The sequence below is a fragment of the Chromobacterium rhizoryzae genome (assembly GCF_020544465.1).
Classification (GTDB): domain Bacteria; phylum Pseudomonadota; class Gammaproteobacteria; order Burkholderiales; family Chromobacteriaceae; genus Chromobacterium.
Genome location: NZ_CP066126.1, coordinates 2,420,823 through 2,447,532, shown reverse-complemented (window position 1 = coordinate 2,447,532; position 26,710 = coordinate 2,420,823). Strand labels below are relative to the sequence as shown.

The following is a 26,710-nucleotide window of genomic DNA, read 5'->3' as shown; positions in this document are numbered from 1 at the left end:
TTTTTTATGATTGTAAATAGCACTGTTAGTCGCGCTCCCTCCAGCGAGCTAAGCAAAATCAGCGGCAAAATTTCCCGCTACAAAAAAACGCGAGAGATGGCCAATTTTTTCTTTACTGATCGTGACCGCAACATCATGGGCCTGTCAGCCATTGCTGGGGCACTAGCTGGCGCAGCCGGCGTTGCGGCAAGTACCGCTAGAGATGCAGCTAACTTACGCGAGCAGGCTGACTATGTCGAGATGGAGATCAATGGACAACCTGCCAAAGGTTGGGTTTGGTTTAGTCCATTTCAAAATGGTGATGAAGTTGAACTTATTGGAACTCAGCAAGATGACCATTTTGAAATCATCGCTATCGCCCGGCCAAAAGACAGGGTCATTTCTCTCTACCCTCATTGCTCTCGCGGCAAAAATGCTCACATCAAGAATATTATAAAATGGTGGCTTGGAGGCATGTCCATTTATGTATTTATAATTTTCCCATTAATCATCTTGCTCTACCATCTAATATCCGGAGAAAGTGGACCATACCTTTTTCAAGATAGCAATTATCTTTATATGTGCGCTGCAATGTACACTCTTTCTGGCGCCTTTTCCTTTGTTAATGGGAAAAAATTTATGATGTATGTCAATGCTGCAACTCAAGTTTTCAAAGTTTTAAATTTAAATGAACCTGACAATGTCAATCTACCAAAATTCACAAAACGCAAACCAGGTGACCCCGGTGCATTCGGCGTAATGTACTTCAACTACTAAGCCCGATTCCACTATGGCCATATTTCGTTCGATCAGCTTAGCCCCCAACATAGCTAGCATGACACTAAGCAAAATCAGCGGCAAAATTTCCCGTTACAAAAAAACACGAGAAGTGGCCAACTTCTTTTTTACTGACCGCGACCGCAACATCATGGGCCTGTCAGCTATTGCAGGGGCTCTGGCAGGCGCTGCCGGTATGGCAGCTAACACCGCTAGGGATGCGAGCAACTTACGCGAGCAAGCCGACTATATTGAGATGGAAATTAATGGACTGCCCGCCAAAGGCTGGGTATGGTTCAGCCCATTTAAAGATGGTGACGACGTAGAGCTAATCGGGACATTTCAAGGGGATTACTTTGAAATCATCGCCATTGCGAGACCTCAAGATCGCACCATCGCCCTATACCCTCACTGTTCCCGAGGCAAAAATGCCCACATCACCACTATCATAAAATGGTGGCTCATGGCAACAACATTTTTGGTGGCCATATTTACTCCAGCATTGCTGACTATATTTGAAGTTATCCGGGGAAAAGAAAAAATACTTGGCTTTTTAGGCGTAGAATATTTTTACGCATCCATATTTGCGTACTTACTATTTGGAACCTACTCGCTCGTCACTGGAAGAAAATTCATGATGTATGTGCACGCGGCTACACAGATTTTTAAAGCATTAGGATTGCCAGACCCCAACAATATTGACCTACCCAAACGCACAAAACGCAAGCCTGGCGATCCAGGTGCATTTGGCGTGATGTATTTCAACTATTAAGTCTCCCGATATGGTGATGTCACCACCTAGCAGCTTAACGCCCACTCCATCAACGATAGAGCTAAGCAAAATCAGCGGCAAAATTTCCCGTTACAAAAAAACACGAGAAATGGCCAACTTCTTTTTTACTGACCACGACCGCAACATCATGGGCCTGTCAGCCATTGCGGGTGCTCTGGCTGGCGCTGCCGGCATGGCCGCCAGCACCGCTAGGGATGCAAGCAACTTACGCGAGCAAGCCGACTATGTTGAGATGGAAATTAATGGACAACTAGCTAAAGGGTGGGTTTGGTTTAGCCCATTCCAAGATGGAGATGAGGTTGAAGTTATTGGAAATCAACGGCACGATTACTTTGAACTTATTGCAATAGTCCGAACAAAAGATAGGACTATAGCACTTTACCCTCACTGCTCAAGAGGAAAAAATGCTCATATAAGAAATATTATAAAATGGTGGTTTTTCATTACCTTAGCGGCAATTATTTTTGCAATCGTTTTTGATATTGCCATAGCAGCCCTTGCCAACGATGGCATGGACTACTTCGTATCCACAACAGCTTTCCCATACTTTACCATCGGGATAAGTCTACTGACGGGAACCTTTGCATTTGTAAACGGTAAGAAATTCATGATGTATGTACATGCTGCTACTCAAGTTTTTGAAGCATTAGGTTTACAAGAGCCTGACAACATCAACTTACCCAAACTTACAAAACGCAAGCCTGGCGATCCAGGTGCATTTGGCGTGATGTATTTTAACTATTGAGCCCCCCGCATGGCGATGTCACCACCTAGCAGCTTAGTACCCACCTCATCAACGATGAAGCTAAGCAAAATCAGCGGAAAAATCTCGCACTACAAAAAAACCAGAGAACTTGCCAATTTCTTTTTTACCGACCATGATCGCAGCATCATGGGCTTAGCCGCCATAGCAGGAGCACTAGCCGGAGCTGCTGGCATGGCTGCAAGCACGGCTAGAGATGCAGCAAATTTACGCGAAGAGGCTGACTACGTTGAAATGAAAGTCGATGGCAAGTCGGCGAAAGGCTGGGTCTGGTTTAGCCCATTTCAAGCGGGCGATGAAGTGGAAGTTATAGGAACGCAACAAGAGGGTTATTTTGAGATTGTAGCAATATTACGACCAACGGATAGAATGATTGCACTCTACCCACATTGTTCTAGAGGAAAAAAAGCACATATAAAAAACATTATAAAATGGTGGGCGCTTTCCGTATCTTTCATGTTGCTTTTATTATTTCCCGCATTTATTTTTATCGTAAATATTTTCACCAATTACGATTTAATTAAACTATTTTTTGGCCTTGACTACATATACACCTGCATATTTTTCTACACTTTATTTGGACTATATTTTTTCGTAACCGGGAAAAGATTCATGATGTTTGTCAATGCGGCCACACAAGTATTCAAAACCATGGGATTGCCTGACCCTGACAACATCGACCTTCCCAAAAAAACCAAACGCAAACCCGGCGACCCTGGTGCGTTCGGCGTGATGTACTTCAACTACTGAATCCAATCTGGACGGCATGCCGTCCATTACACTCTCACCGCCATGGAATATACCGGCTTATATCAAAAATACACCATCAACCGTCCCTTGACCCGGTTGGAGCAAGAGCACGGTCTGGATATTCACCAAAAGCTGGATTTGCCGCTGGCTTATCAGTTGGCCGTGATCAAGATAAACAGCACTTATCTAGAGCTGGTTGACAAGTATTTCCGCTGGAAGGGCGTGATGAGCAGCGTGCTGCTGGCCATCTTCTACATCGTTCCCATAGGCTGCGCCACTATCGCGCTGGATTTCATCCTGATTGCCATCGGCGCCAATTCCAGCCCCTATTATTCCCCGCAACAAGCCTGGACCCAGACGGTATTGCTACTGCTGTTCGGCCCCGGCTTGATAGGCAGCATCTTGATCTGGCTGTTAAGAAAAGAGGCCTTCGCGCTGACCCACTACCCGATCCGTCTAAACAGGAAATCTAGAAAAATATTCGCGTTTCAGCCTGGGGGAAAGATCGTGGAGTTTGACTGGGACCACAGCTTTTTTTGCTTGGGCCTAGGCAAAAGCAATACCTGGGAGATTCAGGGCCACAAGCTGGATGCGGAAGGCAAGGTGTCCGCCACTTTCGCCTTCTCAGAGTTGGCGGTAGGGGCGAAAGACCGGGAGCTGCTGAAACAGCATTGGGAGTTCATCCGCCGCTATATGGAAGAAGGCCCGACCAGCGTCATCCAGGAAGTCAAGGCTTGCCTGCCGATTGCAGACCAGAGAGAACCGTTCTGGTTTGGCCTGCAGCGCACCGCTTTTTATGTAAGCGCCATGCCGTGGTCAATGAGGTTGGCCTTTTTGCTGATTTATTTAATCTGCTATCCCGGCCGATGGCTTGCCATGCGTACCAGCCAGGTTCCTGCCTGGCCAGCCAATGTGGACGAGCAATGCCAAGTTGCGCCAGACGATCCATACTCTCGTGACGCCTCAATGAACCCATAAAAATAGAAAAGCTTTATTGCATACGTCAATCCTCACCGTCACCAAGCTGAGCAAAATCAGCGGCACCATTTCCCGCTATAAGAAAACAAAAGCGCGCTCCCAAAAACTTCGGCCCCTTCCCTTCATCTCATCGTCACCATTTCGTCATCCGCCGCGCCTAAGCTGAGCTGTATTCCACCATGTCGGCCGCGCGCCATGAACCACGTCATTACCCAGCAGCAATACGGCTCGGACCAGGCCGGGCTGATCTGCGGCTTTCGTTTTCATCCGGATTGCGCCGGCGAAGAGATCGATTCCGCTCAGGCGCAAGCCTGGCTGCGCGCGCCGCCAGACGGCGACGCCTTTCTATGGCTGCATTTCAATCTGGCCAATGCCGCCAGCGAACGCTGGCTGCGCGCGGCCTTGCCCTTGCAGGAGGATTTTTTCGAGGCCTTGCGCGGCGGCTCCAACTCCACCCGCATCGAATTGCTGGATCAGGCCTTGCTGGCGGTAATCAACGACGTGGCTTTCAGCTTTGGCCTGGCCTCGTCGGACATCGCCACCCTGTGGGCGCATGCTCACCCGCGGGTGCTGATCACCGCGCGCGTCAAGCCGCTGCACTCGGTGGACCGGCTGCGCGCGGCGGTGCGCGCCGGCGCGGCCTTCCGCTCGCCGGCGGCCTTGCTGGTGCATTTGCTGCAGAACCAGGCGGATGCGCTGGCCGGCATTGTGCGCGCCAGCGGCGCGCAGGTGGATGTACTGGAAGACAGGCTGCTGGCGCAAAGGCTGGACGATCAGCGCGCGCAGCTGGCGGCGATGCGGCGTTCCCTGGTGCGCTTGCAGCGCCTGCTGGCGCCCGAGCCCAGCGCGCTGTTCCGCCTGCTGAACCGGCCGCCGGCCTGGCTGGACGCGGCCGACGCGCAGGCGCTGCGCCAATCCTCCGAGGAATTTGCGCTGACGCTGAACGATCTGGCCGCCTTGGTGGAACGGATCAAGCTTTTGCAGGAAGAACTGGCGGCGCGCCTGAATGAGCAGAGCAACCGCACCCTGTTCACGCTGACCCTGGTGACGGTGCTGGCGCTGCCCATCAATATCGTCGCCGGCTTCTTCGGCATGAACGTGGGCGGCGTGCCGCTGGCCAATCATCCGCACGGCTTTTGGGTGCTGGTGCTGCTGGTGGCCGGTTTCAGCCTCTTGGCCGCCTGGTGGGCTTTCCGCCGTCAGCGCGGCGCGTAGGCGGCCCTCACGCAGCCCCGCCCGCCGCCGCGAACATGCGCTGGCATAGGAAGTCCACGAAGACGCGCAGCTTGGGCGACAACTGGCGGCTGGACGGCCACAGCACATGGAACATGCCGGTCTGGCCCAGATAGGGCTCCAGCACGATTTGCAGCCGCCCGGCGGCCAGCGCGTCGCGCACGATGAAGTCCGGCAAGTAGGCCAGGCCCTGATTCTGGCTGGCGGCGCAGATCAGCGCCTCGATATTGTTGCAGCTCAAGGCGCTGCTCGGCGGCCAGTCCTGGCCGGCCGGCGCGCCGTCCAGCGCCCAGGTCTGCAGCTTGCCGGTGCTGGGGAAGCGATAGCGCAGGCAGGCGTGATGGGCCAGGTCCTCCGGGCTTTGCGGCGCGCCGCGCTCGCGCAGATAGCCCGGCGAGCCCACCACCAGCAGACGGAACGGCCCCAAGGGCCGCGCCATCAGCCGGGAATCCGCCAACGGGCCGCTGCGCACCACCGCGTCCAGGCCCTCTTCTATCACGTCCACCATGCGGTCGGAAAAATCCAGGTCCAGCTCCACTTCCGGATAACGCCGCATGAAGTCCGGCAGGATGGGCAGCAGCATGCGATACCCCACCACCGGCAGGCTGACCCGCAGCTTGCCGCGCGGCGCGGCGCGGCTCTGCGCCAGTTCGGCCTCGGCGTCGTCGATATCGTCCAGGATGCGGCGGCAGCGTTCGTAGAACAATTCGCCCTCCGCCGTCAGCCGCACATGACGGGTGCTGCGCTGGAACAGCCGCACGCCCAGTTTTTCTTCCAGCCGCGCCACGCTCTTGCCCACGGCGGACGAGGACACGCCCAGCGCGCGGCCGGCGCCGACAAAGCTTTGCGCCTCCGCGGCGCGTACAAAAGCGGCCAAACTGCTCAAACTATCCATGCCTACGTCCTTATTGAGGATTTTTTGTCCGCTTAATTTGGACACAGCGCCTGTTTTTCGTCAATTGCCGTCAAATTATCATGTGTTCGCCCAATGACCATCCGCATCCGCCCGCCGCGCCGCGCGGGCGCTTGTCCCACTCTTTGAAAGGCGAAATCATGCATCCCTCCAAACCGGCGCCCTCCCAACGCGCTCCTTTACTGACCCTGGCCGCGGTCTGCCTGGCCGCGCTGACCACGCCGCTCAGCTTCACCGGCCCGGCGCTGGCCTTGACCGCGATAGGCCGCGAGCTGGGCGGCGACGCGCTGGCCCTGACTTGGGTCACCAACGCTTTCATGCTCACTTTCGGCGGCTGCCTGATGGCGGCCGGCGCGCTGGCCGATCAATACGGCCGCAAACGGGTGTTTCTGCTCGGCATTGGCCTGTTCTCCCTGTCCTCGCTGGGCTTGTTCCTGGTCGGCAGCCTGCTGTGGCTGGACTTGCTGCGCGCGGCCCAGGGCCTGGGCGCGGCGCTGTCCTTCGCCAGCGGCCTGGCGGCGCTGGCGCAAAGCTTCGCCGGCGCGGCGCGCACGCGCGCCTTCAGCCTGATAGGCACCACCTTCGGCATCGGCCTGGCTTTTGGCCCCTTGCTGTGCGGCTATCTGATTCAGGCGCTGGGTTGGCGTTCCATCTTCGCGCTGGCCGGCCTGGTGGGCCTGCTCGCCTTGGGCCTGGCCGTCTATTGCATGCGCGAATCGCGCGACCCTCAGGCCGCCGGCCTGGATTGGCCGGGCGCGCTCAGCTTCACGCTGGCGCTGAGCCTGCTGACTTACGGCGCGCTGGCGGCGCCGGAGCTGGGCTGGGGCAGCCCACGGGTGATTGCCCTGCTCTTGGGGGCCGTAGCCGCGTTCTGGCTGTTCGTGGCGCTGGAGCGTCGCGCGGCGCGTCCCATGCTGGACCTGAGCCTGTTCCGCTATCCGCGCTTTGTCGGCGTGCAATGTCTGGCCGCCGCGCCGGCTTACGCCTTCGTGGTCTTGCTGGTGCTGCTGCCGCTGCGCCTGGTGGGGGCGGAAGGCGTCAGCGAGGCGGAGGCCGGCCGGGTGATGCTGGCCTTGTCCGCGCCCATGCTGGCGCTGCCGCTGTGCGCGGCCTGGCTGACGCGCTGGCTGTCCGCCGCGGTTCTGTCCGCCGGCGGCCTGCTGCTGTGCGCGCTGGGGCTGTGGTGGCTTAGCCGCTATCCGCAGCTGTCCGCGCTGCAACAGACCTTGTGGCCCTTGCTGCTGATAGGCGTGGGCATCAGCCTGCCCTGGGGCCTGATGGACGGTCTGGCTGTCAGCGTGGTGCCCAAGGAGCGCGCCGGCATGGCCGCCGGCATATTCAGCACCACGCGGGTGGCGGGCGAAGGCATTGCGCTGGCCTTGGTGGGCGCGCTGCTGGCGGCCCTGCTGCAACAACGCCTCGCCCCCTTGTCCGCGGCGGCGCCCCAGGCGCTGGCCGCGGCCGCCAGCCAGGGGGCGCTGGGCAAGCTGGCCGCCGTCGGCGAGTTCTTGCCCGGCCTCGCGCCGGAGGCGCTGTCCCAGGCTTACGCCGCCGCCTTCCAACGGCTGCTGACGCTGTTGTCCGCCCTGACCGTGCTCAGCGCGCTGGTGGTGGCGCTGTTCCTGCGTGGCGTCGCTCAGACGCAGACGGAGGAAACGGACGCGAATCCGGCGCTGGACTCCGCCTGCTCTTGAGCGCGGGCGCCGGTTTGCCTTCCCGCGAGCCGGCGCTCGGAACGAGTTTATGATCTTGCGAGCTCAGGCGAGACAAGGCGAAAACCGCTGAGAAAGCGGAGTGTCACGGTACATCAGCATTTCGAAGCGGCACTCACCGTGTCACGTCTCACGACGCGCAGCAGATCGTAAACAGATTCTCAGGCCGTTTCATTGACGATGGCGATGGAAAACCCGTCCCAACCCTTGACGCCCACGGTTTGCAGCGCGGTGGCTGTCAGCCGCGGCTCGGCGCCCATGTCTTCTATGAAGCGGCGCACGCCGCGCACGCCGGGGTCTTGGCTGACCACATTGGCCACCGCCCCGCCGCGCGCCACATTGTCGCCGACGATGGCGGCTCCGGGGCGCGCCAGCTTCAGCGCCCATTCCAGATAAGCCGGGTTGTTGGGTTTGTCTGCGTCGATGAAGATCAGATCGAAGGGCTCGCCCCCGGCCAGCAGCGGCAGGCTGTCCAGCGCCGGGCCTTCCCGCAGTTCCACCTTGTCCGCCACGCCGGCGGCGGCCAGATTGGCCCGCGCCGTGTCCGCGTGCGCCGGATTGGCTTCCAAGGTCACCACCCGGCCGTCTGCCGGCAGCGCCCGCGCCAGCCAGATGGTGCTGTAGCCGCCCAGGGTGCCGATCTCCAGCACCCGCCGCGCCTGCATCAAACGCGCCAGAATATGCAGAAAGCGCCCTTGCAGCGGCGACACGTCCTGCGCCGGCAGGCCGGCGGCGGCGTTGGCCGCCAGCGCGCCGTTCAAGACGCCGTCCTCCACCCGCAGCGCCGCGGTGTAATAGCGGTCCAGACCGCTCCATTCTGCTTGCATCGGCTTCTCCTGGCGCGGCCGCCCCGAACAACGGCCCGGCTTGACCGCGCATGCTTGAAGCCACCATGATAAGCGCATTTCAGGCCCAGCCGCCGCCACGCCTGTCATTGCGCCCAGGGCGCCTCGTTTTTAAGGGGAAAAGGTATGGACAGATTTCAAGGCGGCGGGTCCGACGGCTACGACGAGCGCATCGCCAGGCTGATTCCGGGCTACGCCCTGCTGCACCAATTGAGCGAGGCCTTGCTCGCCGGCCTGTTGCCCGCCGATGCGCGCGTGCTGATCGTCGGCGCCGGCACCGGCAGCGACACCCTCGCGCTGGCGCGGCGGCATTCCGGCTGGCGCTTTTGCGCGCAAGACCCGTCCGCCGACATGCTGGCCATTGCGCGGCGGCGCCTGGAGCAAGCGGATGTCGCCGCCCGCGTGGATTTCCGTCCCTGCGCGCTGGACGCCTTGCCGGAAACGGAGTTCGACGCGGCGCTCTGCCTGCTGGTGCTGCATTTCCTGCCTTCTCCGGCCAAGCGGGCGCTGCTGAGCGCCGCCCGTTCCAGGCTGCGGCCGGAGGCCCCGCTGCTGCTGGCCGACCTTGCCGCGGCGCCGTCCGCCGCGCTGGCCGCCGCCGGCGGCCACGCTTCTCAAAGCCTGGGCATGAGCGCGGAGGACGCCGCCCAGATGCGGCTCAAGCTGGAGCGCGATTTCCACCCCTTGACCGAGGCCGAACAGCGGGCCTTGCTGCAAAACGCCGGTTTCGCCGCGCCGGAGCGCTATTTCCAGGCCCTGCGCATCCAGGGGCATTGGACGCGACGGCTGGGCTGAGCCGGCGCTAAGAGCCTGTTTACGATCTGCTGCACGTCGTGGAGCCTTACACGGCGAGTACGGCGTCAGAATGCTCGTCCGCCTCTGGAACACTCCGCTTCTTCAGCCGCAACGCCTTGTCTCGCTCTCGCTCGCAAGAGCGTGAACACCTTCTAAGCCTGAAGCGACGGCGCGCAGGCGCGCAATTGCGCGCGCAGCCAATCATGGGCGGCGCTGCGGCCGTGGCGGGCGTGGCTATACACCTTGAGGGTGTAGGACGGGATATCGAACGGGGCGGCGTGGGCGGCGATGGGCGCGGCCTGGCTCAAGGCCTGCGCCGCCAGCCGCGGCAGCGTCATGATCCATTCGGACTCCGCGATGATGAAGGGCGCGGCCAGCACCGACGGCAGTTGCAGCGCCACGTCGCGGCGCAGGCCCCGGCGCTCCAGCGCGCGATCGATGCCGCCGCGGCTTTCTCCCCAGGGCGTCACCACCACGTGGCGCGCCGCCAGGTATTGATCCAGGCTGAGGCCGTCCCGGATGCGCGGATGGGCGCGGCTGACGATGGCCACGTAGCGGTCTTCCAGCCAATCGAAGCTTTCAATCCCGGCCGCCGGCTCCGCAATCTCCTCGACATAACCCAGCGCGAAGTCTATGCGGCCGGCGGCCAGGTCTTCCGCGGACTCGCGGCCGCGGGAATGCACCAGCTTGAAGCGCAGCCGCGGCGCCGCCCGCTGCAAGCCCGCCAGCAGGCGCGGCATCACCGCGAAGGCGGTGTAGTCGGTCACCGCGATCACAAAAGCCCGTTCGCTGCGCTCCGGCTGGAAACCGCCGGCCTCGGCCAGCCCCTGCGACAGCGTTTCCAGCGCGGCGCTCACCGCGCCGGCCAGTCTTTCCGCGTAGGCGGTGGGCTGCATCGCATTGCCGATGCGCACAAAGAGATCGTCGCCCAGGGCGGCGCGCAGCCGCGCCAGCGCGTGGCTGAACGCCGACGGGCTCATCGCCAGTTCGTCGGCGGCGGCGCTGACCGAGCGCTGGCGCAGCAAGGCGTCGAAGACCAGCAGTAGATTCAGGTCCAAGCGGCGCAGGTCGGAATGCAGGATGTTCATCATGACTTGAAAACAATGCAGCACATGCAGTTTGTCTTGGCCGTAGTATAGCGCTTAATCCATTCACCACTATTCAGGTTCCGTCCATGTCCATCCATATCCGCCCCGCCCAAGCCCAAGACGCCGCGCTGATCCTGCGCCTCATCAAGGAACTGGCCGTCTACGAACGCGCCGGCGATCAAGTGGCCGCCACCGAGGACAGCATCGTCTCCAGCCTGTTTGGCGCGGACAGCCCGGCGCGGGCGCTGATTTGCGAGGTGGACGGCGAACCGGCCGGCTACGCCGTCTACTTCTTCAGCTATTCCACCTGGCAAGCCAAGCAGGGCCTGTATCTGGAAGACCTGTATATTTCGCCGCGGCAACGCGGCGGCGGCGCCGGCAAGCTGATGCTGCGCCGCCTGGCCCAGCTGGCGGTGGAACACGGCTGCGGCCGCTTCGAATGGAGCGTGCTGGACTGGAACCAGCCGGCCATAGACTTTTACCTGTCCATCGGCGCCAAGCCGCAGGCGGAATGGGTGCGTTACCGGATGGACGGCGCCGCGCTCGCCGACTTCGCCGCCGGCTGAGGCGGGCCTGTTCATGGTCTCCAAGCCAGAGCGAGGCGAAAACCGCTGAGGAAGCCGAATGCACACGCGGCGCATCAGCATTTCGAAGCGGCCCTCACCCGGTCGCCTCTCAACGACGCGCAGCCGATCGTGAACAGCTTCTTAGCCGCTCACCGTCAGCGCGGAGCAACCGGCGGCGCCGGCCCGGCCCACCCGGATCTGCACCGGGATGCGCTCCTTCAAGGCCTCCACATGGCTGATCACGCCTATGGTCTTGCCGCCGGCGTTGAGCGCGTCCAGGGCGTCCAGCGCCAGTTCCAGCGTGTCGCCGTCCAGAGTGCCGAAGCCCTCGTCCAGGAACAGCGAATCGATCGAGGTTTTGTGACTGGCCAGGTCGGACAAGGCCAGCGCCAGCGCCAGGCTGACCAGGAAGCTTTCGCCGCCGGACAGGGTGCGGGTGTCGCGCGCGGCGTCGGCCTGCCAGCTGTCGACGATTTCCAGCTCCAGCTCGCCGTCGGCGCGGCGGCGCAGCCAATAGCGGCCGTGCAGCCGGCTCAGGTGGCGGTTGGCCAGCGCCACCAGATGCTCCAGCGTCAGACCCTGGGCGAAGCGGCGGTATTTGTCGCCGCCGGCGGAGCCGATCAGGCCGTTTAAGCGCTGCCAGACGTCGGCCTCCTCGCGCAGCCCGTCGATGCGGGCGAACAGCTCGCGCTGGCCGTCGCGGCGCGCGGCGTCGTTGTCGAGCAAGGCGCGCAAGGCGCCGTCCTCGCCGGCCAGGCTTTGCCGCTCGGCGTCCAGCGCTTCCATGCGCTGGCGCAATTCCGGTTCCGGCTGCGGCGAGGCGTTGTCCCGCTCCAGCGCCGCCAGCCGTTCCGCGGCCTGTTGCCGCAGCGCCGCCGCGCTCAGCCTTTCCCGCTCCAGTTGCCGGCCGAGCGCGCTCAAGCGCTCGCGCTCGGCCTCCGGCAAGGCCGCCGCCAGAAAGGCGGCGGCGTCCGCAAACGGGCTGGCGGCCAAGGCTTGGGCCCAAGCCTGTTCCGCGTCCTCGGCGCGCCGCCGCTGGCGCGCGGCGTCGCTCTCCGCCCGTTCCAGCGCGCCCTGGATCTGGGCCAGGGTCCGCGCGGATTCCTCGCAATCCGCGACCGCGGCCAGCCAGGCGGCCTCGGCGTCGCCGTCCTCCTGCGGCGGCGCGCCGTCCGGCAGCCGCAGCGCCCGCCAGCGCGCGTCCCAATCCGCGACGCGTTCTCCGGCGAGCCGGTGCGCGGCGGCCTGGGCCTCCGCGTCGGTTTCCGCTTGCCGGCGAGCCTGTTCCAAATCTTTCCAGTCCCGCCAGTCGGCGGCGCGCTGTTCCAGCCAGCCGGCCTCCTGCCCCGCTTCCGGGGCGTCGAAGCCGGCGGCGGCGATGTCGGCGTCGCGGCCGCCGGCCAGTTCCCGCAGCTCGGCCTCGCGCTGCGCGAGCTCGTCCCGCAGCGTTTGCAGGCTCTGTTCCAGGCTACGCAGGCCGTGTTCTTGCAAGGCCCGTTTCTGGCCCAGCGCCTGAACGGCCTCGCTTTGCCGCCGCGCGTCCGCGCGCGCCCGTTCCAGCGCCGCTTCCGCCTGTTCGGCGGCGCGCAGCGCGCTTTCCTGCCGCTGCTGCAGCCCTTCCGCGTCCCGGCAGGCCTGTTCCAGCCGCGGTCCGCGCCAGTCCCCGTCCGCCAGTCCCCAGGGCGCGCCCTCGCTCAGCCATTGCGCGGCCAGGGTTTCGCGGCGCGCTTGTTCCTGTTCCGTCGCCGCGTCCAGCTGGCGCAGCTGCGCTTCGTCGCGCGCCAGCTGCGCCGCCGCCTGCTGGCCTTGTTCTCGCAGCGTCTCCAGCGCGGCCTCCTTGGCGTTCAAGGCCGCTTCGGCGGCGCCGATGTCCAGCGCCTGATAGGCGGCCACCGCCGGGTGCTCGCAAGCGCCGCATAAGGGGCAGGGTTCGCCCGGCCGCAAGGCGGCGCGGTGCTGTTCCAGGCTGAGAATGCGCCGCTCCTGCTCCAGCAGCCGCCGCTTGTCCGCCGTTTGTTCCTGCGCCAGCCGGTAATCGGCGCGCAGCCGCTGCAAGTCGGCGTCGCGGCGCGCTCGCTCGGCCTCCTGCGCCGCTCTTTCCTCGCGCCGGCCGGCCAGCCGCTCTTCCAGCGGCTTCAGCTCGGCGGCCAGCGTCTCCAGGCCGCGCAAGGCCGTGTTTTGGCGCAGCGCGCGCTGCCATTGCTCGCGCCATTCGGCCAGGCTGCGGCCGTCCAGCGCCGCCCGGCCGCCCTCTTCCGCCCGCCGCAGCGCGGCGGCGGTCTCCAGGCCGCGCCCTTCCGCCGCCTCGGTCTCCGCGTTCAAGGCCGCCAGGCCCTGGCGCTGGTTCAGCGTCCGGGCGTCCAGCTCCGCGACGCGCGCGGCGCAGCCGTCGCGCTGTTGCCGCAAGCGCTGCTGTTGATCGAAACCGGCGCGCCAACGTTCCAGCAACTCGCCCAGGCGAGCGTGGTGTCCCAGACGCCGGGCGGCGGCCTCTTGTTCCTCCGCCGCGGCCTTGAGCGCGTCCAGACGCGCTCCTTGGGTCCGCTCCAGCCGGCGGGCCTGGCTCAAGGCCCGCCAATGGCCGGCCTGCCAGTCCGCGTTCCGCGCCGCTTGCGCATGGCCAAGCGCCTGGCTTTCCGCGCTCAGACGCAGCAGCTCCGCCCGCGCCTGTTCCGTTTCCCGCCATTGCGGCAGGATGCGCCGCGCCGGCTCGTCGCGGCGCAAACACGCCAGTTCCGGCTCCGCCCGCGCTTCCTGCTCGCAGGCCCGTCGCCACGCCTCGTCGGCGTCCGCGCTCTGACGCCGCGCCTGTTCAAGGGCTTCGCGCCACTGCCATTGCTTGCGCGCCAGCTCCCAGTCCGCCTGCGCCTGGCGCGAGGCCGCGCCCAGCGCGGCCAGCCTGGCCTCCATGTCCGCGCGCCGCTCCGGTTCCAGCAGCTCCACGCCGTCGGCGCGCGCCTGCCATTGCTCCAGGGTCTGGCGCGCGTCGCGGGCGCGCTCGAACACCTGTTGCGAGATCAAGCCGTAGATTTCGCTGCCGGTCAGTTCTTCCAGCAGTTCCGCGCGCGCGTTGGCGTCGGCGTTGAGGAAGGCGGCGAAACCGCCTTGCGCCAGCAGCATGGACTTGGTGAAGCGTTCGTAATCCAGGCCGGTGATAGCTTCGACGCGCTTGAGCTTGTCCGCCACCTGGCTGCTGAGGATCTCGCCGTCGGCGTCGGCCAGCTCCACCTTGGGCGCTTGCAGCGCGCCGTCCGGCTTGTCGCGGGCGCGGCGCTGGCTCCAGAAGGCGCGGTAACGCCGGCCTTTGACTTCGAACTCCACCTCCGCCAGGCAGTCCGCGGTGTGCCGGCTCATGATGTCGTTGCTGCCCTGGGTCACCGCGTCCAGCCTTGGCGTCTTGTGGTAGAGCGCCAGGCAGATGGCGTCCAGCAAGGTGGATTTGCCGGCGCCGGTGGGGCCGGTGATGGCGAACAAGCCGCTGCCGGCGAAGGGTTCGGCGCTGAAATCCAGCTTCCATTCGCCTTGCAGCGAGTTGAGGTTTTTCAGGCGCAGGCTCAGTATCTTCATGCCTGTTCCTCCCGCAAGGCGGCCAGGGTTTCGCGATAGCGCAGCCGCAGTTGCTCCTGCAGCGGCGGATCAAGGGTTTCCAGCGCCAGCCGGCGCTCGAACACGTCCAGCGGCGTCAGTTCGTCCAGGGTTTCGCCGGCGGCCGAGGCCAGCCCTGAGGCGGCCTGCCCGCGGTCGCGCCGCACGCGCAAGAGCTCCAGCGGCAGGTCGGCGCACAGCGCCTGCGCGCGGGCGGACAGATCGCTCAGGTAGTCGTCGGCGCTGACCACGATCTCCAGCCAGACCGGCCGTTCCGCGCTGCCGGCCTCCGCCGCCTGCGCCAACAGCGCCGGCAACTGCGCCAGGCTGCCGCGCACCGAGCGCAAGGGCTGGAAGCAAGGCACCGCCAGCGGCCGGACGGAGCCTAGGCCCTGCTCGTCCAGCTCCGCCAGCAACACCTCCTTGCCCTGGCCGGCTTCGTCGAAGCTCAGCGGGATGGGCGAGCCGCTGTAACGGATGTGCTCGTGGCCGCCCACTTTCTGCGGCCGGTGGATGTGGCCCAGGGCGATGTAGTCGGCCGGAGGGAAGGCGTTGCTGGGAAAGGCTTCCAGCGCGCCGACGTAGATTTCGCGCACGGATTCGCTGGCGCTGGCGCCCACCGTGGTCAGGTGGCCGCTGGCGACGATGGGCAGGGGCAGGCCCAATTGTTCGCGGCGGCGGAGCGCTTGCTCGTACACCTGCCGGTAGCGTTCGCGTATGGCGTCCTGCAAGGATTGCTGCTTTTGCTCGGCGCTCTGGCCGGCCTGGCTGCGCAGCACGTCGCGCGGGCGGATATAGGGCAAAGCGCACAGCAGCGCGCCCGGCTCGCCGTCGCGGCGCTTGAGCATCAGGACCTGATCGGCCGGGTCCTCGCTCAGGGCCGGCACCACGCTGGCGGACAGATAGGACAGCAGCGCGCGGCTTTCCGCCAGCGTGGCCACGGAGTCGTGATTGCCGCCCAGCAGCACCAGTTGCACGCCGGCGCGATGAGCGGCGGCGATCAGGCCGTTGTAGAGTTCGCGCGCGTAGCTGGGCGGCGCGCCGGTGTCGAAAATGTCGCCGGCCACCAGCACGACGTCGGCCCGGTGGACGTCGGCCTGCTCCAGCAGCCAGTGGATGAAGGCCTGGTGCTCCGCCAGGCGGGTTTTGCCGATGAAATGCTGGCCCAAGTGCCAGTCCGAGGTGTGGAGGATGCGCATGCCGGCCGCTGTGTGGGTTCAATGCCCGGCAGTTTACCGGCTTGCCGCGTCCCGTCCAGTCCCGGACCTCGGCTCAGTCGCCCCACTTGAGGCTGAGACCCAGCCCCTGGCAGTTTCTATCGTCCGGCGCGCAATTGCTGTTGCGGGTATGCAGCTGCAAGGCGCTGTCCGCGCATTGCGGCGAATAGGGGTCCTGATCGCAAAGCTTGGCGCTGCCCATGGGCTGGGGCGGCGCGGAGGCGTAGGCGCGCTCGGCGCCCTTGGGCTGGCAATAGGCATAGCCGGGATGGCTTTGGCAGTCCACCGGCGTCTTGGGCTCTTGCTTGCTGCGCAGCGCCTGGTCCGCCAGCAGGCGGGTGCGCTCGGACGGCGGATAGCTGAAGCGTTTGCTGTCGTAGCCCAGGCTCCAGCCCGGCGGCGGCTTGGCCGCGGGGCTCGCCGTTTCGGGCGGCGTCGGCTTGAGGTCCAGGTCCAGCGCCAGACTGGGGCCTGCCAGGCCTAGCGCGGCCAGCAGCAGGCCAAGGGATAGAGTGGGAGATGCGCTCATCGGAACCTTTCCCCGTTCCGCGCTTATGAACTGCCCGCGCCAAAGCGCGGCGGGAACGGTGTCAATGATAAAAAAGATAGAGCCGCGATGGCGCGGACAAGTTCCGCCGCGCGCTCAATCGGCAGGGACAGATGTCATGCTGTACACATAGACAGCGCCGTCTATCCCGCCCAGAATGCCGCTGAAATCAACCACGCCCCTCCCCGCGCCATGCACCAAGCCGAATCCCTCGCCCTGCTCCGCCGCGTAGACCAACGCGTCCGCCTGCAACTGTCGCCGCTGGCCGCCGCCATCGATCAGCAAGGATATTATCCGGAGGAGATATTGCGCGGCCTGGGAGAAGACGGCGCCTACGCGGCCCTGTTGCCGACGGAAGCCGGCGACGGGCCGGGCCTGGTCGCGGCGATGGCGGCCATCGCCGAAGTCGGCGCGGTTTGCGGCAGCACCGCCTTTCTAGCCTGGTGCCAGAGCGCCAGCGTCTGGCTGCTGCGCCACGCGGCGCCGCGGGCGGAGCTGAGATCGCTGATGACGGAACTGGCCGCGGGCCGGCAGCTGGGCGGCCCCGGCCTGTCCAACGCCATCAAGCACCTGGCCGGCCTTGAGCCGCTGCGGCTGCATGCCGAACCTTGCCCCAGCGGGTATCGGATATCCGGCGATCTGCCCTGGGTGTCCAATATCGGCGGCGGCCATGTGTTCGCCGCGGCGGCGGCCGCTTCGGACGGCGGCAAGCTGGTCTTCGTCGCCGATTGCGACGCGCCGGGGGTACGGCTCTGCGACGGGCCGCCCACCGCCGGCATGGCCGGCACCCGCACATTGAGCGTGAGGCTGGACAAGGTGTTGGTGCCCGCCGAGCGGGTGGCGGCGGAACCAGCCGACTTCGCCGCCTTCATACGGCGCGTCCGCCCCGGCTTCGTGCTGGCGCAGGCGGCGGCGGGCCTGGGCATTGTGCAAGGCTGCCTGGACGACATCCAGGAAGCCAATCTGCGCGACGGCGAGCAGAATCGCTGGCTGGACCACTCGTATCAGGATCTGGCGGCCGAACTGGCCGGTTTGTGGCGCGAGGCGAAAACGCTGGCGCCTCAGGCCGAGGCGGGCCAGGTTCAACCCTTGAGCGTGCTGCGCTTGCGCGCCGCAGTGGGCGAATTGTGTCTGCGCGCGGCGATGTCGGCTCAGCTGCACGCCGGCGCGGCCGGCTTTCTGCTGTCGCATTCGGCGCAGCGCCGGCTGCGCGAGGCCAGCTTCATCGCCATCGTGACGCCGACGCTGAAACAGCTGCGACGCGAAATCGATCTCGCGGAACAGGCGCAGCCGGCTTAGAAGCCGTTCAAAATTCGCCCCGCCTCGCGCTGCGCAACGCAGGATAAGGCTTTGCCGGCGGGCCTTGGAACGTGTTTACGATCTCGCGAGCTAAGGCGAGACAAGGCGTTGCGGCTGAGAAAGCGGAATGTACGAGGGGCGCGCGAGCATGCCGAACGCCGGCGCTCGCCGCGCCACGCCTCACGAAGCGCGGCGGACTTTGAATGGATTCCTTGGAACGGGCGCTTAGTGGCGTAGATAGGCGAACAGCCCCACCAGCGCGATACAGGCGATCAACGCCGCATGCAGCAAGACTTCCTCCTGTCGGGCGCTGAGCCGCCATTTGACATGGCGTTTGCCCGCCAGGGGCAGGTTGGGCGAAAAATGCTGATAAAACGCGCTGGGACTTCGATCTGCGGAGTCGGGATGGCCGCTTTTCATGAGAAATAACTCTGAAGTTGTCGGGTGTAAGCAATTTTACACCCGCCACTCTATGCTTTTTACATTTTTTTCACAAGTTCGGCTTGCCGGCCGGCGGCCCGGCGATTTATTCGCCGCCGGGCTGACCCAGGTCAAACGCCTACGCCGCCCGCCTGGAAGCCCGTCAACACATTCACCGCGTTGACGCCGATATCGTCCACCATATAACCGCCCTCCATCACGAACAGCGTCGGCAAACCCAGCCCGGCGATGCATGCGCCCAGACGCAGGAAGTCTTCGCTCTCCAGGCGGAACTGGCTGATCGGGTCATCCTTGAAGGTGTCCACGCCCAGCGACACCACCAGCGCGTCCGGCGCATAAGCGGCTATTTGCCCGCAAGCGTGGCGCAAGGCTTCGCCGTAGGCCGGCCAGCCGGTGCCGTGCGGCAGCGGGTAATTGTGATTGAAGCCCAGGCCGGCGCCCCGCCCCCGCTCGTCGCGATGGCCGGAAAAATACGGGTAGGAGGATTTGGGATCGCCGTGCAAGGACAGAAACATCACATCGTCGCGCTCGTAAAAAATGCTCTGCCCGCCGTTGCCGTGATGGTAGTCCACGTCCAGCAAGGCCACCCTGGCCGCGCCGCCGTCCAGGCAGGACTGCGCCGCGATCGCCGCGTTGTTCAGATAGCAGTAGCCGCCCATATACTCGGCGGCCGCGTGGTGGCCGGGCGGCCGGCACAGCGCGAAGGCGCTTTTCTCTCCCGCCAGCAAGGCGTCCATGCCGGTCAAGGCCACGTCGGCGCTGGCGCGCGCCGCCCTCCAGGTGCCGGCGGTAATCGCCACCCCGGCGTCCATCGCGTAAAAACCCAGCTTGCCGTCGATGAATTCGGGTTCGATGTCGCCGCGCAGATCGCGCACCGGCCAGATCAGCGGCAAGGCGTCGTGGCTGCGGCCGGCGGCGGTCCATTCGTCCCAGGCCCGTTCCAGAAAACGTACATAGCGCTGGCTGTGCACGCGGGCGTAACGTTCGCTATCGTATTCGCTCGGCGCGGCCACCGGGCCCAGCCCCGTCGCCCTCACTCGCGCCAAGATGGTGTCGGCGCGCCCCGGCTGCTCGAAACAGGGCATCAAGACCCCGTCTTTCAACTCGCAACCATGGTGCAGATGGTGCGCGTCGCTGTAAATCGTCAACATCCCCGTCCCTCCTCGTTTCTCGCTTGAATAAGGCAAGGCCCCAGTATGCGCCGCGGCCGCTGGAATAGTTTTGCTTTTGCCCCGCCTTCGGCGCTAATCTGGAGCAAGAAAGCAATATTGAAAGCGATTATTGAGCATGAATAGACTCAAAACCCCGCTGGATGATACGGATCTAACTCTGTTGCGCTTGCTGCAGCAGGACGGAGCGATGTCCAACCCCAAGTTGGCCGAACGGCTGTCCCTCAGCGTCACCCCCTGCTGGCGGCGGCTGAAGCGGCTGGAGGAAGCCGGCTACATCAAGGACTACCAGGCCAATCTGGACCGCCGCAAGCTGGGCTATGATGTGCTGGCCTTTGTCCGGCTCAGCTTCGGCCAGCACGCCGACGACGCGCCCAATCGTTTTGAAGACCGGATGCGGGAGCGCCCGGAGGTGCTGTCCTGCCACAAGATCACCGGCGACGCCGACTATCTGCTGCAAGTGGTCGCGCCTAATCTGGACGCGTACAGCGACTTCATCGAAACCGTGCTGCGCCGCACCCCGGGCCTGCACTCCATCCACTCCAGCCTGGCGCTGCGCGAAGTCAAGGCCGGCAGCCGGCTCCCCATCTAGCGCGCTCCGGCGCAATGGAAGAACCCGCCCATGATCACCGTCCACCACTTGAACAATTCCCGCTCGCAACGCGTGCTCTGGCTGCTGGAGGAGCTGAACCTGCACTACCGCATTCAGCACTACCAGCGCGATCCGCTCACCCTGCTCGCCCCGCCGGAACTCAAGGCGGCGCACCCTCTGGGCAAGTCCCCGGTGATCAGCGACGGCGAGCTGACCCTGGCCGAATCCGGCGCCATCGTCGACTACCTGGTGGACACCTACGGCTCAGGCCGGCTCAAGCCCGCCGCCGGCGCACCGGAGCACAGCGACTACCTGTTCTGGCTGCACCACGCCGAAGGCTCGCTGATGCCGCCCTTGGTGATGAGCCTGGTGTTCTCGCGGCTGGACCGGCCGCCGGTCCCTTGGCTGCTGCGGCCGCTGGCGCGCAAACTGGCCGCCGGCGTCCGTCGCGCCTATCTGCAACCGCAGCTGGACGCGCTGCTCAGCCATGCCGACCGCTGCCTGGCCCGCCACGGCTGGTTCGCCGGCCCCGTCTTCAGCGCCGCCGACATCCAGATGAGTTTTCCGCTGGAAGCCGCGCGCGCGCGCGGTTATCTGAATCGGGAACATCCGCATGCGCTGGACTTCCTTCGCCGCGTCCATGCGCGGCCGGCCTATCGGGCCGCGCTGGAAAAAGGCGGGCCTTACGCTTACGGCGACGATTGATTCCTGCTGAAACCGGCTCAAAGTCTGCCGCGCTTCGTGAAGCCTTGCAGGGTGAGTGCGAGCTCAACAGGCTCATGCGCCACGAGCAATTCCGCTCTTACGCTCGTTTTCGCCTTGTCTTGTTCTGGCTCGCGAGACTTTGAACCGTTTCTTATATTAATAAACGGCGAATATCCGCCGCATTGAAGACCCGGCTTCAGGCATTGCGACGCCGTTTTTCATTCCATCCCATGCCCATGGCTTATTTAGTGTTGCGCCGCACACAAAAATGTAAAAAAGTTTGATTCAGGATTGCCTATCCTCGTAAAGCCCCCTATAATCCGGGCATCTCAAATACTGCAAAGGTTCATCGTGGACAACGACGGAAGTAGTCGATCTTGTATCGCAACGCCGTCTTGCAGGATTTAGCAGAACCTTTTCTCTGCCACATCCTGCAATGACAGGGTGTGGTGTCTAAAATTCGGCAACAACGCACATCAGCGACCCGCCTAGCGCGCGGCCCAGTGCGAGCCGGACCCCAGGCCGAACGGCCAAGCTTTTCAGACATCCCCAGATTCGCGCCGCGCAGGCGGCTTGCCGCCTGATTGCGCACGGATTCCCTTTGACGGCGTTTGCCTTCGGATTTCGTCGCGTCCTCCTTGCATCGCCAATGGGAGGAATCATCATGCGCTTGATCACTAAACTGGCAGCCCTGCTGCGCCCAGGCAAAACCACCGCCCCGGCCGCCGTTTACCAGTTGAACATTTTTTGCGTCCATGCGGACCTGACCATGCTGCGCGTGCAAGCGGCCAAGCAATTGCACGCCCGCGGCCTGGAGGTGGAACGCATCGCCCTGACCGCCGGCGACAACGACCTGGCCTGTCTGAGCGTGCTCTTCGCCTGTCCGGACGTGGCCAGCCGTTGCCTGAACCAGCTAGCCGCGCATTTTTGCCAGCTGCCTCAGGTCAACCGGGTTCACTGGGCGCGCCACGCGCAGCGTCCGCGCGTGCCCAACCGCGCCTTTTTGCTGGCCCAACGGGCTCATTTGGCGCACTGAACCCACCCCGACTTCCCGCGCGCGGCCATGTCCGCGCGATCCCACTAAACGCAAACGCTGCCAGCCAGCAGGAGGTTCCGATGTTGATAGAAGACCCTGAACCGCGACCGCGCCGGCCCTTGGCGAATTGCTGATCTGAGCCCCTCCCTTATTGCGACAACGGGACCGGCCAATTAGCCGCCGCCGACCATCGCAATCGACCATTAAATTATTTTTATTTCTGCGTCTATAAAACACAGAAAGGGAATAATGCTGTCCGTCGCATTTTCAAAATGAAAATGAAGGAGTGAAATATGCGCCACAATAAACTGGCTTGGTTATTCAATTATCTCGCGCGCAATCCAAGCAAACGCCAAGACGAAACCAGCTGCCACCTGAATGTGATTTGCGACATCCCGGTCATTACCGCGCTGCGCAAACAACTATTCTGGGAAATGCACACCCTGGGCCTGGCGGCGACCCACGTCGCCATCACCCCGGCCGCCGCCTCCGGACAAGCCTGCCTGAGCGTGCGCCTGGATTGCCCGGTCGCCCTGCGCCGCGCCTTCAATGAAATGGCGCTGCGCCTGAGCAAGATGCCGGAGATTCACCGCGTCCGCTGGGGACGCCGCAAGCCGGAGACGCGGGCCACGCCCCGTCGCTGGGCGGCCAGCGCCTGAGCGTCCATTGAGTTCAACCCCACCGCCAAGAAAGGCCAGCCATGTCTGAAGAACCGGAACCCCGATCTTGCAGACCCGAGGCCGCCCGCACCGCCTGATCTCCTCCGCCTGACGGCGGCGGGATAGGCCCGCGCGCCTCGCCACCGTCAAAAACAACCCTGTCATCGCATGCCGCCAGGCAGGGGCCGGCACGTCCGCACGCGACGGAAGCCGGATCGCAAGGAGATCGCCATGAACGACATCATCCGCCACAACATCCGGCCGCAGCGCTATCAACTGTCGGTCATCTGCCCCACGCAAGCGGTCAAGGCCGCGCGCCGGGAAATCCGCGCCGCCGCCCAAGGCCACGGGCTGAAAGTGTCCAGCTGGAACGAAACCCTGCTGGCCGGCGAATGCCACGCCTCCGGCGCGCCGGCCAACTGGATGCTGGCCACCGAGTTCCGTTCCCGCGGCGACGCCTCCATGCATTTCCTGGAAGCCGTCATGCAGCGGCTCGGCAACCTGCCGCTGGCCCGGGTCCGGCTGGACATCCTGCCCGGCCAGGTCCGGCCCGAATGGTCCGCCGGAGTCCGTCCGCTGGCCCAATCCTGATTCACCCTCCCGCGCCGCCCAGCCGCGGCGGCGCGGGCTTCAAGCCCACATGAAGGAAACACCATGACCGACGACAGTTACCCGCTACCGCCCGCCCTGCACACACCGACAACAACGCAGGCGGGCGCAAAACAACAACCCGGAACATCCGCAACACCCGCCGTGCTGCGTCCGCCAGACACCAGGCCGGCCTGAACAGGCCCGACCGCTCTGCGCGAAACAGGCGCGCAGGAGACGAAACAATGACGAAACACACTAGCAGCCGACACAAGCTGAAAGGCTATGTCGCCACCCCAGGCGCAAAACAGGAAAAACCGGTTATCCGCGCGGTACAGGAAGCCGAAAGCTCCGTGGAAGAAACCTTGCAACGCGTGCGCGGCCACCAGGACGGTCTGACCATGGCTGAGGCGCATCAGCGCTACGCCCAGTTCGGACCCAACGAGGTGGCCCACGACAAGGCTCCGCACCCGCTGATCCAGCTGGCGCAAGCGTTCAAGAACCCCTTTGTCGTGGTGCTGATGGTGCTGGCCGCCATCAGCTATTTCACCGATGTCTATTTCGCCAGCCCCGGCGACGAGGAATGGACCGGCATCATCATTCTGCTGACCATGGTCGGCATCAGCGGCCTGCTGCGTTTCTGGCAGGAATTCCGCTCCGCCAAGGCGGCGGAAAAGCTGAAATCGCTGGTGCGCAACACCGCCACCGCGCAGCGGCGCCCGGCCAACGGCAGCAGCCCGATCCGCCAGGAAATCGCGATGAGCGAGCTGGTGGTGGGCGACATCGTCCATCTGCAGGCCGGCGACATGATTCCGGCCGACATCAAGCTGATCGAATCCCGCGATCTGTTCATCAGCCAGGCGGTGTTGACCGGCGAAGCGCTGCCGGTGGAGAAGTACGACACCCTGGGCGCGGTGGCCGAGAAATCCGCCAACGGCCAGGCCAAGGGCGACGCCGATCTGCTGGACCTGCCCAATGTCTGCTTCATGGGCACCAATGTGGTCAGCGGCAAGGCGTCCGCCATCGTGGTGGCCACCGGCACCGACACCTATTTCGGTTCGCTGGCGCGCAGCGTGGTCAGCCACAAGCGCGTGGAAACCAGCTTTGACCGTGGCGTCAACAGCGTATCCTGGCTGCTGATCCGCTTCATGCTGGTGATGGTGCCGGTGGTGTTCATGATCAACGGCCTGACCAAGGGCGACTGGATGTCCGCCCTCACCTTCGCGCTGGCGGTGGCCGTGGGCCTGACCCCGGAAATGCTGCCGATGATCGTGTCCGCCAACCTGGCCAAGGGCGCGGTGGCGATGGCGCGACGCAAGGTGGTGGTCAAGCGGCTGAACTCGGTGCAGAACTTCGGCGCGATGGACGTGCTGTGCACCGACAAGACCGGCACCCTGACCCAGGACAAGATCATCCTGGAACACCATTACAATATCCATGGGCTCAAAGACGAAGGCGTGCTGCAACTGGCTTGGCTGAACAGCTTCCACCAGAGCGGCATGAAGAACCTGATGGATATTGCCGTGGTGGAGCACGCGGACGAACTGGGCAGCCGGGTCAAGCCGGACGGCTATAACAAGGTGGACGAAATGCCGTTCGATTTCGTGCGCCGCCGCTTGTCCGTGATCGTGGAAAACCAGCGCGGCCGCCAGTTGATGATCTCCAAAGGCGCGGTGGAGGAAATGCTGGCCGTCTCCAGCCATGTTCAGGACGGTTCGCAGATCAAGCCGCTGACCGCCGAGGAGCGCGCCGCCCTGCTCAAACGCAGCCAGGACTACAACGCCGAAGGCTACCGCGTGCTGCTGGTCGCCACCCGCGACATCCCCGCCGAAGAAGCCAAGCGCAACTACAAGACCAATGACGAGGCCCAACTGGTGGTGCGCGGCTTCCTGACCTTCCTGGATCCGCCCAAGGACTCCGCGGCGCCGGCCATCCGCGCGCTGAAGGAATACGGCGTGGCGGTCAAGGTGCTGACCGGCGACAATCCCATCATCACCGCCAAAGTGTGCCGCGACGTCGGCCTCAGCCCCGGCGTGCCCTTGATCGGCAAGGACATCGAGGCGATGGACGACGTGGCGCTGTGCAGCGCGGTCAAGCACACCACCATCTTCGCCAAGCTGACTCCGCTGCAGAAGTCCCGCGTGGTCAAGGCCCTGCAGGCCAACGGCCACACCGTGGGCTTCCTGGGCGACGGCATCAACGACGCGCCGGCGCTGCGCGACGCCGACGTCGGCATCTCGGTGGACAGCGGCGCGGACATCGCCAAGGAAACCGCCGACATCATCCTGCTGGAAAAGAGCCTGATGGTGCTGGAAGAAGGCGTGATCAAGGGCCGGGAAACCTTCGGCAACATCCTCAAGTACCTGAACATGACCGCCAGCTCCAATTTCGGCAATGTGTTCTCGGTGCTGGTGGCCTCGGCCTGGCTGCCTTGGGAGCCGATGCTGGCGATGCACCTCTTGATCCAGAACCTGGTCTACGACGTATCGCAGATGGTATTGCCCTGGGACAAGATGGATCCGGAGTTCCTGAAGAAGCCGCGCAAGTGGGAAGCCAACAACATCAAGCGCTTCATGCTGTGGCTGGGCCCCACCTCCTCGGTGTTCGACATCACCACCTACACGCTGATGTGGACGGTGTTCGGCGCCGGCGCGGCCTACTACGCCGGCCTGGCCCACGGCGTCAGCGACGGCGGCGCCAGCATCATGCACTCCGGCTGGTTCATCGAAGGCCTGGTGTCGCAGACCCTGGTGGTGCACATGCTGCGCACGCGCAAGATCCCCTTCCTGCAAAGCACCGCCTCGCTGCCGGTCCTGCTGTCCACCTCGGTGGCCATCGCCATCGGCTGCTACCTGCCGTTCTCGCCGCTGGCGGACAGCATCGGCTTCGTCAAGCTGGACCCCAGCTACTTCTGGTGGCTGCTGGCGACCATGATGGGCTATATGACGCTGACCCAGATCGTCAAAACCCTTTACATCAAACGCTACGGCCGCTGGTTCTAAGCCAGTGCTCCAAAACCGTCCCAACCCCGCTTGCGCGGGGTTTTTTTACGCCGGCGCCGGCCATTCCCAGCGTCTTGCCGCGCTGGCACAATCGCCCCATCCCTCACGATAAGGAAATCCCATGCATCTGCCCTCTTTGCGCCGCGCCCAGCAAGGCCTGAAAAGCCTGCTCGCGCTCTCCATCGCCCTGTTCGGCCTGCTGGCGGCCAGCGGCAATATGCTGGACTACGACAGCAATTGGCAGTTCGTCCGCCATGTGCTGGCCATGGACGGAATGGAACCCTGGTTTAGCGGCCACGCGTTGAAAAGCCGGGCCATCACCGATCCCGGCTTGCAGCAGGCCGCCTATCTGGCCATCATCGCCGGCGAGCTGCTGTTCGGCCTGATCTGCGCCTGGGGCGGCGGCGCCATGCTGCGCGGCGCGCTATGCGGACGCGAGGACGCCTATCTGCGCGGCAAGACGCTGTTCACGCTGGGCTGCGTTCCGGCGCTGCTGGTCTGGTACACCGGCTTCGCGGTGATAGGCGGAGAATACTTCGCGATGTGGGCCAGCCAGTGGAACGGCCAGATGAAGGCCTACGCCTTCATCGGCTTCATCCTGCTGAGCCTGGTCTACCTGTCGCAGCCGGAAGCGGCGGAGCGCTAGCCGGCCCGGCAACGGCGGCGGCCCTCGTATAT

General features: G+C 63.9%; 25 protein-coding genes. 17 read left to right on the top strand and 8 right to left on the bottom strand.

Going from position 1 to position 26,710, the window contains the following annotated elements; genetic code table 11:
- Positions 1-6: 6 nt before the first annotated feature.
- The 6 genes from JC616_RS11135 (at position 7) to JC616_RS11110 (ending at position 5,255) form a co-directional block, all read left to right on the top strand.
- Entirely contained in the window at positions 7-756 is a 750-nt protein-coding gene (locus JC616_RS11135; protein ID WP_227108284.1) for a putative type VI secretion system effector, read from the top strand.
- A 58-nt stretch (positions 757-814) separates the two neighbouring features.
- Positions 815-1,528 carry a putative type VI secretion system effector gene (locus JC616_RS11130; protein WP_227108282.1) on the top strand — a complete coding sequence of 238 codons (714 nt, stop codon included), beginning with the start codon at positions 815-817 and terminating at the stop codon, positions 1,526-1,528.
- 16 nt (positions 1,529-1,544) lie between these two features.
- A complete protein-coding gene (locus JC616_RS11125) occupies positions 1,545-2,294 on the top strand; it encodes a putative type VI secretion system effector (protein WP_227108280.1) in 750 nt (249 codons plus the stop codon).
- A gap of 9 nt (positions 2,295-2,303) precedes the next feature.
- Positions 2,304-3,062, top strand: coding sequence for a putative type VI secretion system effector (locus JC616_RS11120; protein WP_227108278.1), 759 nt, complete (start codon positions 2,304-2,306; stop codon positions 3,060-3,062).
- A gap of 42 nt (positions 3,063-3,104) precedes the next feature.
- Complete coding sequence (locus JC616_RS11115) at positions 3,105-4,040, top strand: DUF6708 domain-containing protein (RefSeq protein ID WP_227108276.1); 936 nt, start codon at positions 3,105-3,107, stop codon at positions 4,038-4,040.
- 195 nt (positions 4,041-4,235) lie between these two features.
- Positions 4,236-5,255: a transporter gene (locus JC616_RS11110; RefSeq protein ID WP_227108274.1), complete on the top strand. Its 1,020-nt coding sequence runs from the start codon at positions 4,236-4,238 to the stop codon at positions 5,253-5,255.
- A gap of 7 nt (positions 5,256-5,262) precedes the next feature.
- On the opposite strand, the gene JC616_RS11105 is transcribed toward JC616_RS11110, so the two are convergent.
- Positions 5,263-6,168, bottom strand: coding sequence for a LysR family transcriptional regulator (locus tag JC616_RS11105; protein WP_227108272.1), 906 nt, complete (start codon positions 6,166-6,168; stop codon positions 5,263-5,265).
- A 158-nt stretch (positions 6,169-6,326) separates the two neighbouring features.
- On the opposite strand from JC616_RS11105, the gene JC616_RS11100 reads away from it, so the two are divergent.
- Positions 6,327-7,880: an MFS transporter gene (locus JC616_RS11100; protein ID WP_227108270.1), complete on the top strand. Its 1,554-nt coding sequence runs from the start codon at positions 6,327-6,329 to the stop codon at positions 7,878-7,880.
- Positions 7,881-8,059: 179 nt separating this feature from the next.
- Here the strand turns inward: JC616_RS11100 and JC616_RS11095 are convergent, their stop codons facing one another.
- Positions 8,060-8,725, bottom strand: a complete 666-nt coding sequence (locus JC616_RS11095) for an O-methyltransferase (RefSeq protein ID WP_107799170.1) — start codon at positions 8,723-8,725, stop codon at positions 8,060-8,062.
- A 144-nt stretch (positions 8,726-8,869) separates the two neighbouring features.
- On the opposite strand from JC616_RS11095, the gene JC616_RS11090 reads away from it, so the two are divergent.
- Positions 8,870-9,538 carry a class I SAM-dependent methyltransferase gene (locus JC616_RS11090; RefSeq protein WP_227108268.1) on the top strand — a complete coding sequence of 223 codons (669 nt, stop codon included), beginning with the start codon at positions 8,870-8,872 and terminating at the stop codon, positions 9,536-9,538.
- Between the two features lie 152 nt (positions 9,539-9,690).
- Here JC616_RS11090 and JC616_RS11085 read toward each other — a convergent pair whose 3' ends face one another.
- Complete coding sequence (locus JC616_RS11085; RefSeq protein ID WP_227108266.1) at positions 9,691-10,626, bottom strand: LysR family transcriptional regulator; 936 nt, start codon at positions 10,624-10,626, stop codon at positions 9,691-9,693.
- A gap of 86 nt (positions 10,627-10,712) precedes the next feature.
- Between JC616_RS11085 and JC616_RS11080 the strand changes: the two genes are divergently transcribed.
- Positions 10,713-11,192: a GNAT family N-acetyltransferase gene (locus JC616_RS11080; protein ID WP_107799173.1), complete on the top strand. Its 480-nt coding sequence runs from the start codon at positions 10,713-10,715 to the stop codon at positions 11,190-11,192.
- A 141-nt stretch (positions 11,193-11,333) separates the two neighbouring features.
- Here JC616_RS11080 and sbcC read toward each other — a convergent pair whose 3' ends face one another.
- The 3 genes from sbcC to JC616_RS11065 form a co-directional block, all read right to left on the bottom strand.
- The gene (gene sbcC, locus JC616_RS11075) at positions 11,334-14,759 is read right to left on the bottom strand and encodes an exonuclease subunit SbcC (protein ID WP_227108265.1); all 3,426 of its coding nucleotides are present in this window, start codon (positions 14,757-14,759) and stop codon (positions 11,334-11,336) included.
- Positions 14,756-15,976 carry an exonuclease subunit SbcD gene (gene sbcD / locus JC616_RS11070; RefSeq protein ID WP_227108263.1) on the bottom strand — a complete coding sequence of 407 codons (1,221 nt, stop codon included), beginning with the start codon at positions 15,974-15,976 and terminating at the stop codon, positions 14,756-14,758. The genes sbcC and sbcD overlap by 4 nt, the downstream gene beginning before the upstream one ends.
- Positions 15,977-16,049: 73 nt before the next feature.
- Positions 16,050-16,523, bottom strand: a complete 474-nt coding sequence (locus JC616_RS11065) for a hypothetical protein (RefSeq protein ID WP_227108260.1) — start codon at positions 16,521-16,523, stop codon at positions 16,050-16,052.
- Positions 16,524-16,733: 210 nt separating this feature from the next.
- On the opposite strand from JC616_RS11065, the gene JC616_RS11060 reads away from it, so the two are divergent.
- Positions 16,734-17,840, top strand: coding sequence for an acyl-CoA dehydrogenase family protein (locus JC616_RS11060; RefSeq protein WP_227108258.1), 1,107 nt, complete (start codon positions 16,734-16,736; stop codon positions 17,838-17,840).
- Between the two features lie 225 nt (positions 17,841-18,065).
- Here the strand turns inward: JC616_RS11060 and JC616_RS11055 are convergent, their stop codons facing one another.
- Together JC616_RS11055 and JC616_RS11050 are read right to left on the bottom strand one after the other, a co-directional pair.
- Positions 18,066-18,260, bottom strand: coding sequence for a hypothetical protein (locus JC616_RS11055; protein WP_107799178.1), 195 nt, complete (start codon positions 18,258-18,260; stop codon positions 18,066-18,068).
- 131 nt (positions 18,261-18,391) lie between these two features.
- On the bottom strand, positions 18,392-19,432 hold the full coding sequence (locus tag JC616_RS11050; RefSeq protein WP_227108256.1) for a histone deacetylase family protein: 1,041 nt from the start codon (positions 19,430-19,432) through the stop codon (positions 18,392-18,394).
- 136 nt (positions 19,433-19,568) lie between these two features.
- Between JC616_RS11050 and JC616_RS11045 the strand changes: the two genes are divergently transcribed.
- The 7 genes from JC616_RS11045 to JC616_RS11015 all read left to right on the top strand — a co-directional run bounded on the left by JC616_RS11045 (position 19,569) and on the right by JC616_RS11015 (position 26,678).
- Complete coding sequence (locus JC616_RS11045) at positions 19,569-20,042, top strand: Lrp/AsnC family transcriptional regulator (protein ID WP_227108254.1); 474 nt, start codon at positions 19,569-19,571, stop codon at positions 20,040-20,042.
- Between the two features lie 30 nt (positions 20,043-20,072).
- Positions 20,073-20,747 carry a glutathione S-transferase family protein gene (locus tag JC616_RS11040; protein ID WP_227108252.1) on the top strand — a complete coding sequence of 225 codons (675 nt, stop codon included), beginning with the start codon at positions 20,073-20,075 and terminating at the stop codon, positions 20,745-20,747.
- Positions 20,748-21,411: 664 nt separating this feature from the next.
- The gene (locus JC616_RS11035; protein ID WP_048414716.1) at positions 21,412-21,783 is read left to right on the top strand and encodes a hypothetical protein; all 372 of its coding nucleotides are present in this window, start codon (positions 21,412-21,414) and stop codon (positions 21,781-21,783) included.
- Between the two features lie 293 nt (positions 21,784-22,076).
- Positions 22,077-22,442: a hypothetical protein gene (locus JC616_RS11030; RefSeq protein ID WP_107799182.1), complete on the top strand. Its 366-nt coding sequence runs from the start codon at positions 22,077-22,079 to the stop codon at positions 22,440-22,442.
- A gap of 231 nt (positions 22,443-22,673) precedes the next feature.
- On the top strand, positions 22,674-23,033 hold the full coding sequence (locus JC616_RS11025; RefSeq protein ID WP_107799183.1) for a hypothetical protein: 360 nt from the start codon (positions 22,674-22,676) through the stop codon (positions 23,031-23,033).
- Positions 23,034-23,275: 242 nt separating this feature from the next.
- Positions 23,276-26,032: a magnesium-translocating P-type ATPase gene (mgtA, locus tag JC616_RS11020; RefSeq protein WP_227108250.1), complete on the top strand. Its 2,757-nt coding sequence runs from the start codon at positions 23,276-23,278 to the stop codon at positions 26,030-26,032.
- A gap of 121 nt (positions 26,033-26,153) precedes the next feature.
- On the top strand, positions 26,154-26,678 hold the full coding sequence (locus JC616_RS11015; RefSeq protein ID WP_227108248.1) for a DUF2165 family protein: 525 nt from the start codon (positions 26,154-26,156) through the stop codon (positions 26,676-26,678).
- Positions 26,679-26,710 lie beyond the last annotated feature (32 nt).

Bases quoted from the DNA above. Each gene is read 5' to 3' on its own strand.
- JC616_RS11135 (WP_227108284.1), top strand. From the start codon at position 7: ATGATTGTAAATAGCACTGTTAGTCGCGCTCCCTCCAGCGAGCTAAGC.
- JC616_RS11130 (WP_227108282.1), top strand. From the start codon at position 815: ATGACACTAAGCAAAATCAGCGGCAAAATTTCCCGTTACAAAAAAACA.
- JC616_RS11125 (WP_227108280.1), top strand. From the start codon at position 1,545: ATGTCACCACCTAGCAGCTTAACGCCCACTCCATCAACGATAGAGCTA.
- JC616_RS11120 (WP_227108278.1), top strand. From the start codon at position 2,304: ATGGCGATGTCACCACCTAGCAGCTTAGTACCCACCTCATCAACGATG.
- JC616_RS11115 (WP_227108276.1), top strand. From the start codon at position 3,105: ATGGAATATACCGGCTTATATCAAAAATACACCATCAACCGTCCCTTG.
- JC616_RS11110 (WP_227108274.1), top strand. From the start codon at position 4,236: ATGAACCACGTCATTACCCAGCAGCAATACGGCTCGGACCAGGCCGGG.
- JC616_RS11105 (WP_227108272.1), bottom strand. From the start codon at position 6,168: ATGGATAGTTTGAGCAGTTTGGCCGCTTTTGTACGCGCCGCGGAGGCG.
- JC616_RS11100 (WP_227108270.1), top strand. From the start codon at position 6,327: ATGCATCCCTCCAAACCGGCGCCCTCCCAACGCGCTCCTTTACTGACC.
- JC616_RS11095 (WP_107799170.1), bottom strand. From the start codon at position 8,725: ATGCAAGCAGAATGGAGCGGTCTGGACCGCTATTACACCGCGGCGCTG.
- JC616_RS11090 (WP_227108268.1), top strand. From the start codon at position 8,870: ATGGACAGATTTCAAGGCGGCGGGTCCGACGGCTACGACGAGCGCATC.
- JC616_RS11085 (WP_227108266.1), bottom strand. From the start codon at position 10,626: ATGAACATCCTGCATTCCGACCTGCGCCGCTTGGACCTGAATCTACTG.
- JC616_RS11080 (WP_107799173.1), top strand. From the start codon at position 10,713: ATGTCCATCCATATCCGCCCCGCCCAAGCCCAAGACGCCGCGCTGATC.
- sbcC (WP_227108265.1), bottom strand. From the start codon at position 14,759: ATGAAGATACTGAGCCTGCGCCTGAAAAACCTCAACTCGCTGCAAGGC.
- sbcD (WP_227108263.1), bottom strand. From the start codon at position 15,976: ATGCGCATCCTCCACACCTCGGACTGGCACTTGGGCCAGCATTTCATC.
- JC616_RS11065 (WP_227108260.1), bottom strand. From the start codon at position 16,523: ATGAGCGCATCTCCCACTCTATCCCTTGGCCTGCTGCTGGCCGCGCTA.
- JC616_RS11060 (WP_227108258.1), top strand. From the start codon at position 16,734: ATGCACCAAGCCGAATCCCTCGCCCTGCTCCGCCGCGTAGACCAACGC.
- JC616_RS11055 (WP_107799178.1), bottom strand. From the start codon at position 18,260: ATGAAAAGCGGCCATCCCGACTCCGCAGATCGAAGTCCCAGCGCGTTT.
- JC616_RS11050 (WP_227108256.1), bottom strand. From the start codon at position 19,432: ATGTTGACGATTTACAGCGACGCGCACCATCTGCACCATGGTTGCGAG.
- JC616_RS11045 (WP_227108254.1), top strand. From the start codon at position 19,569: ATGAATAGACTCAAAACCCCGCTGGATGATACGGATCTAACTCTGTTG.
- JC616_RS11040 (WP_227108252.1), top strand. From the start codon at position 20,073: ATGATCACCGTCCACCACTTGAACAATTCCCGCTCGCAACGCGTGCTC.
- JC616_RS11035 (WP_048414716.1), top strand. From the start codon at position 21,412: ATGCGCTTGATCACTAAACTGGCAGCCCTGCTGCGCCCAGGCAAAACC.
- JC616_RS11030 (WP_107799182.1), top strand. From the start codon at position 22,077: ATGCGCCACAATAAACTGGCTTGGTTATTCAATTATCTCGCGCGCAAT.
- JC616_RS11025 (WP_107799183.1), top strand. From the start codon at position 22,674: ATGAACGACATCATCCGCCACAACATCCGGCCGCAGCGCTATCAACTG.
- mgtA (WP_227108250.1), top strand. From the start codon at position 23,276: ATGACGAAACACACTAGCAGCCGACACAAGCTGAAAGGCTATGTCGCC.
- JC616_RS11015 (WP_227108248.1), top strand. From the start codon at position 26,154: ATGCATCTGCCCTCTTTGCGCCGCGCCCAGCAAGGCCTGAAAAGCCTG.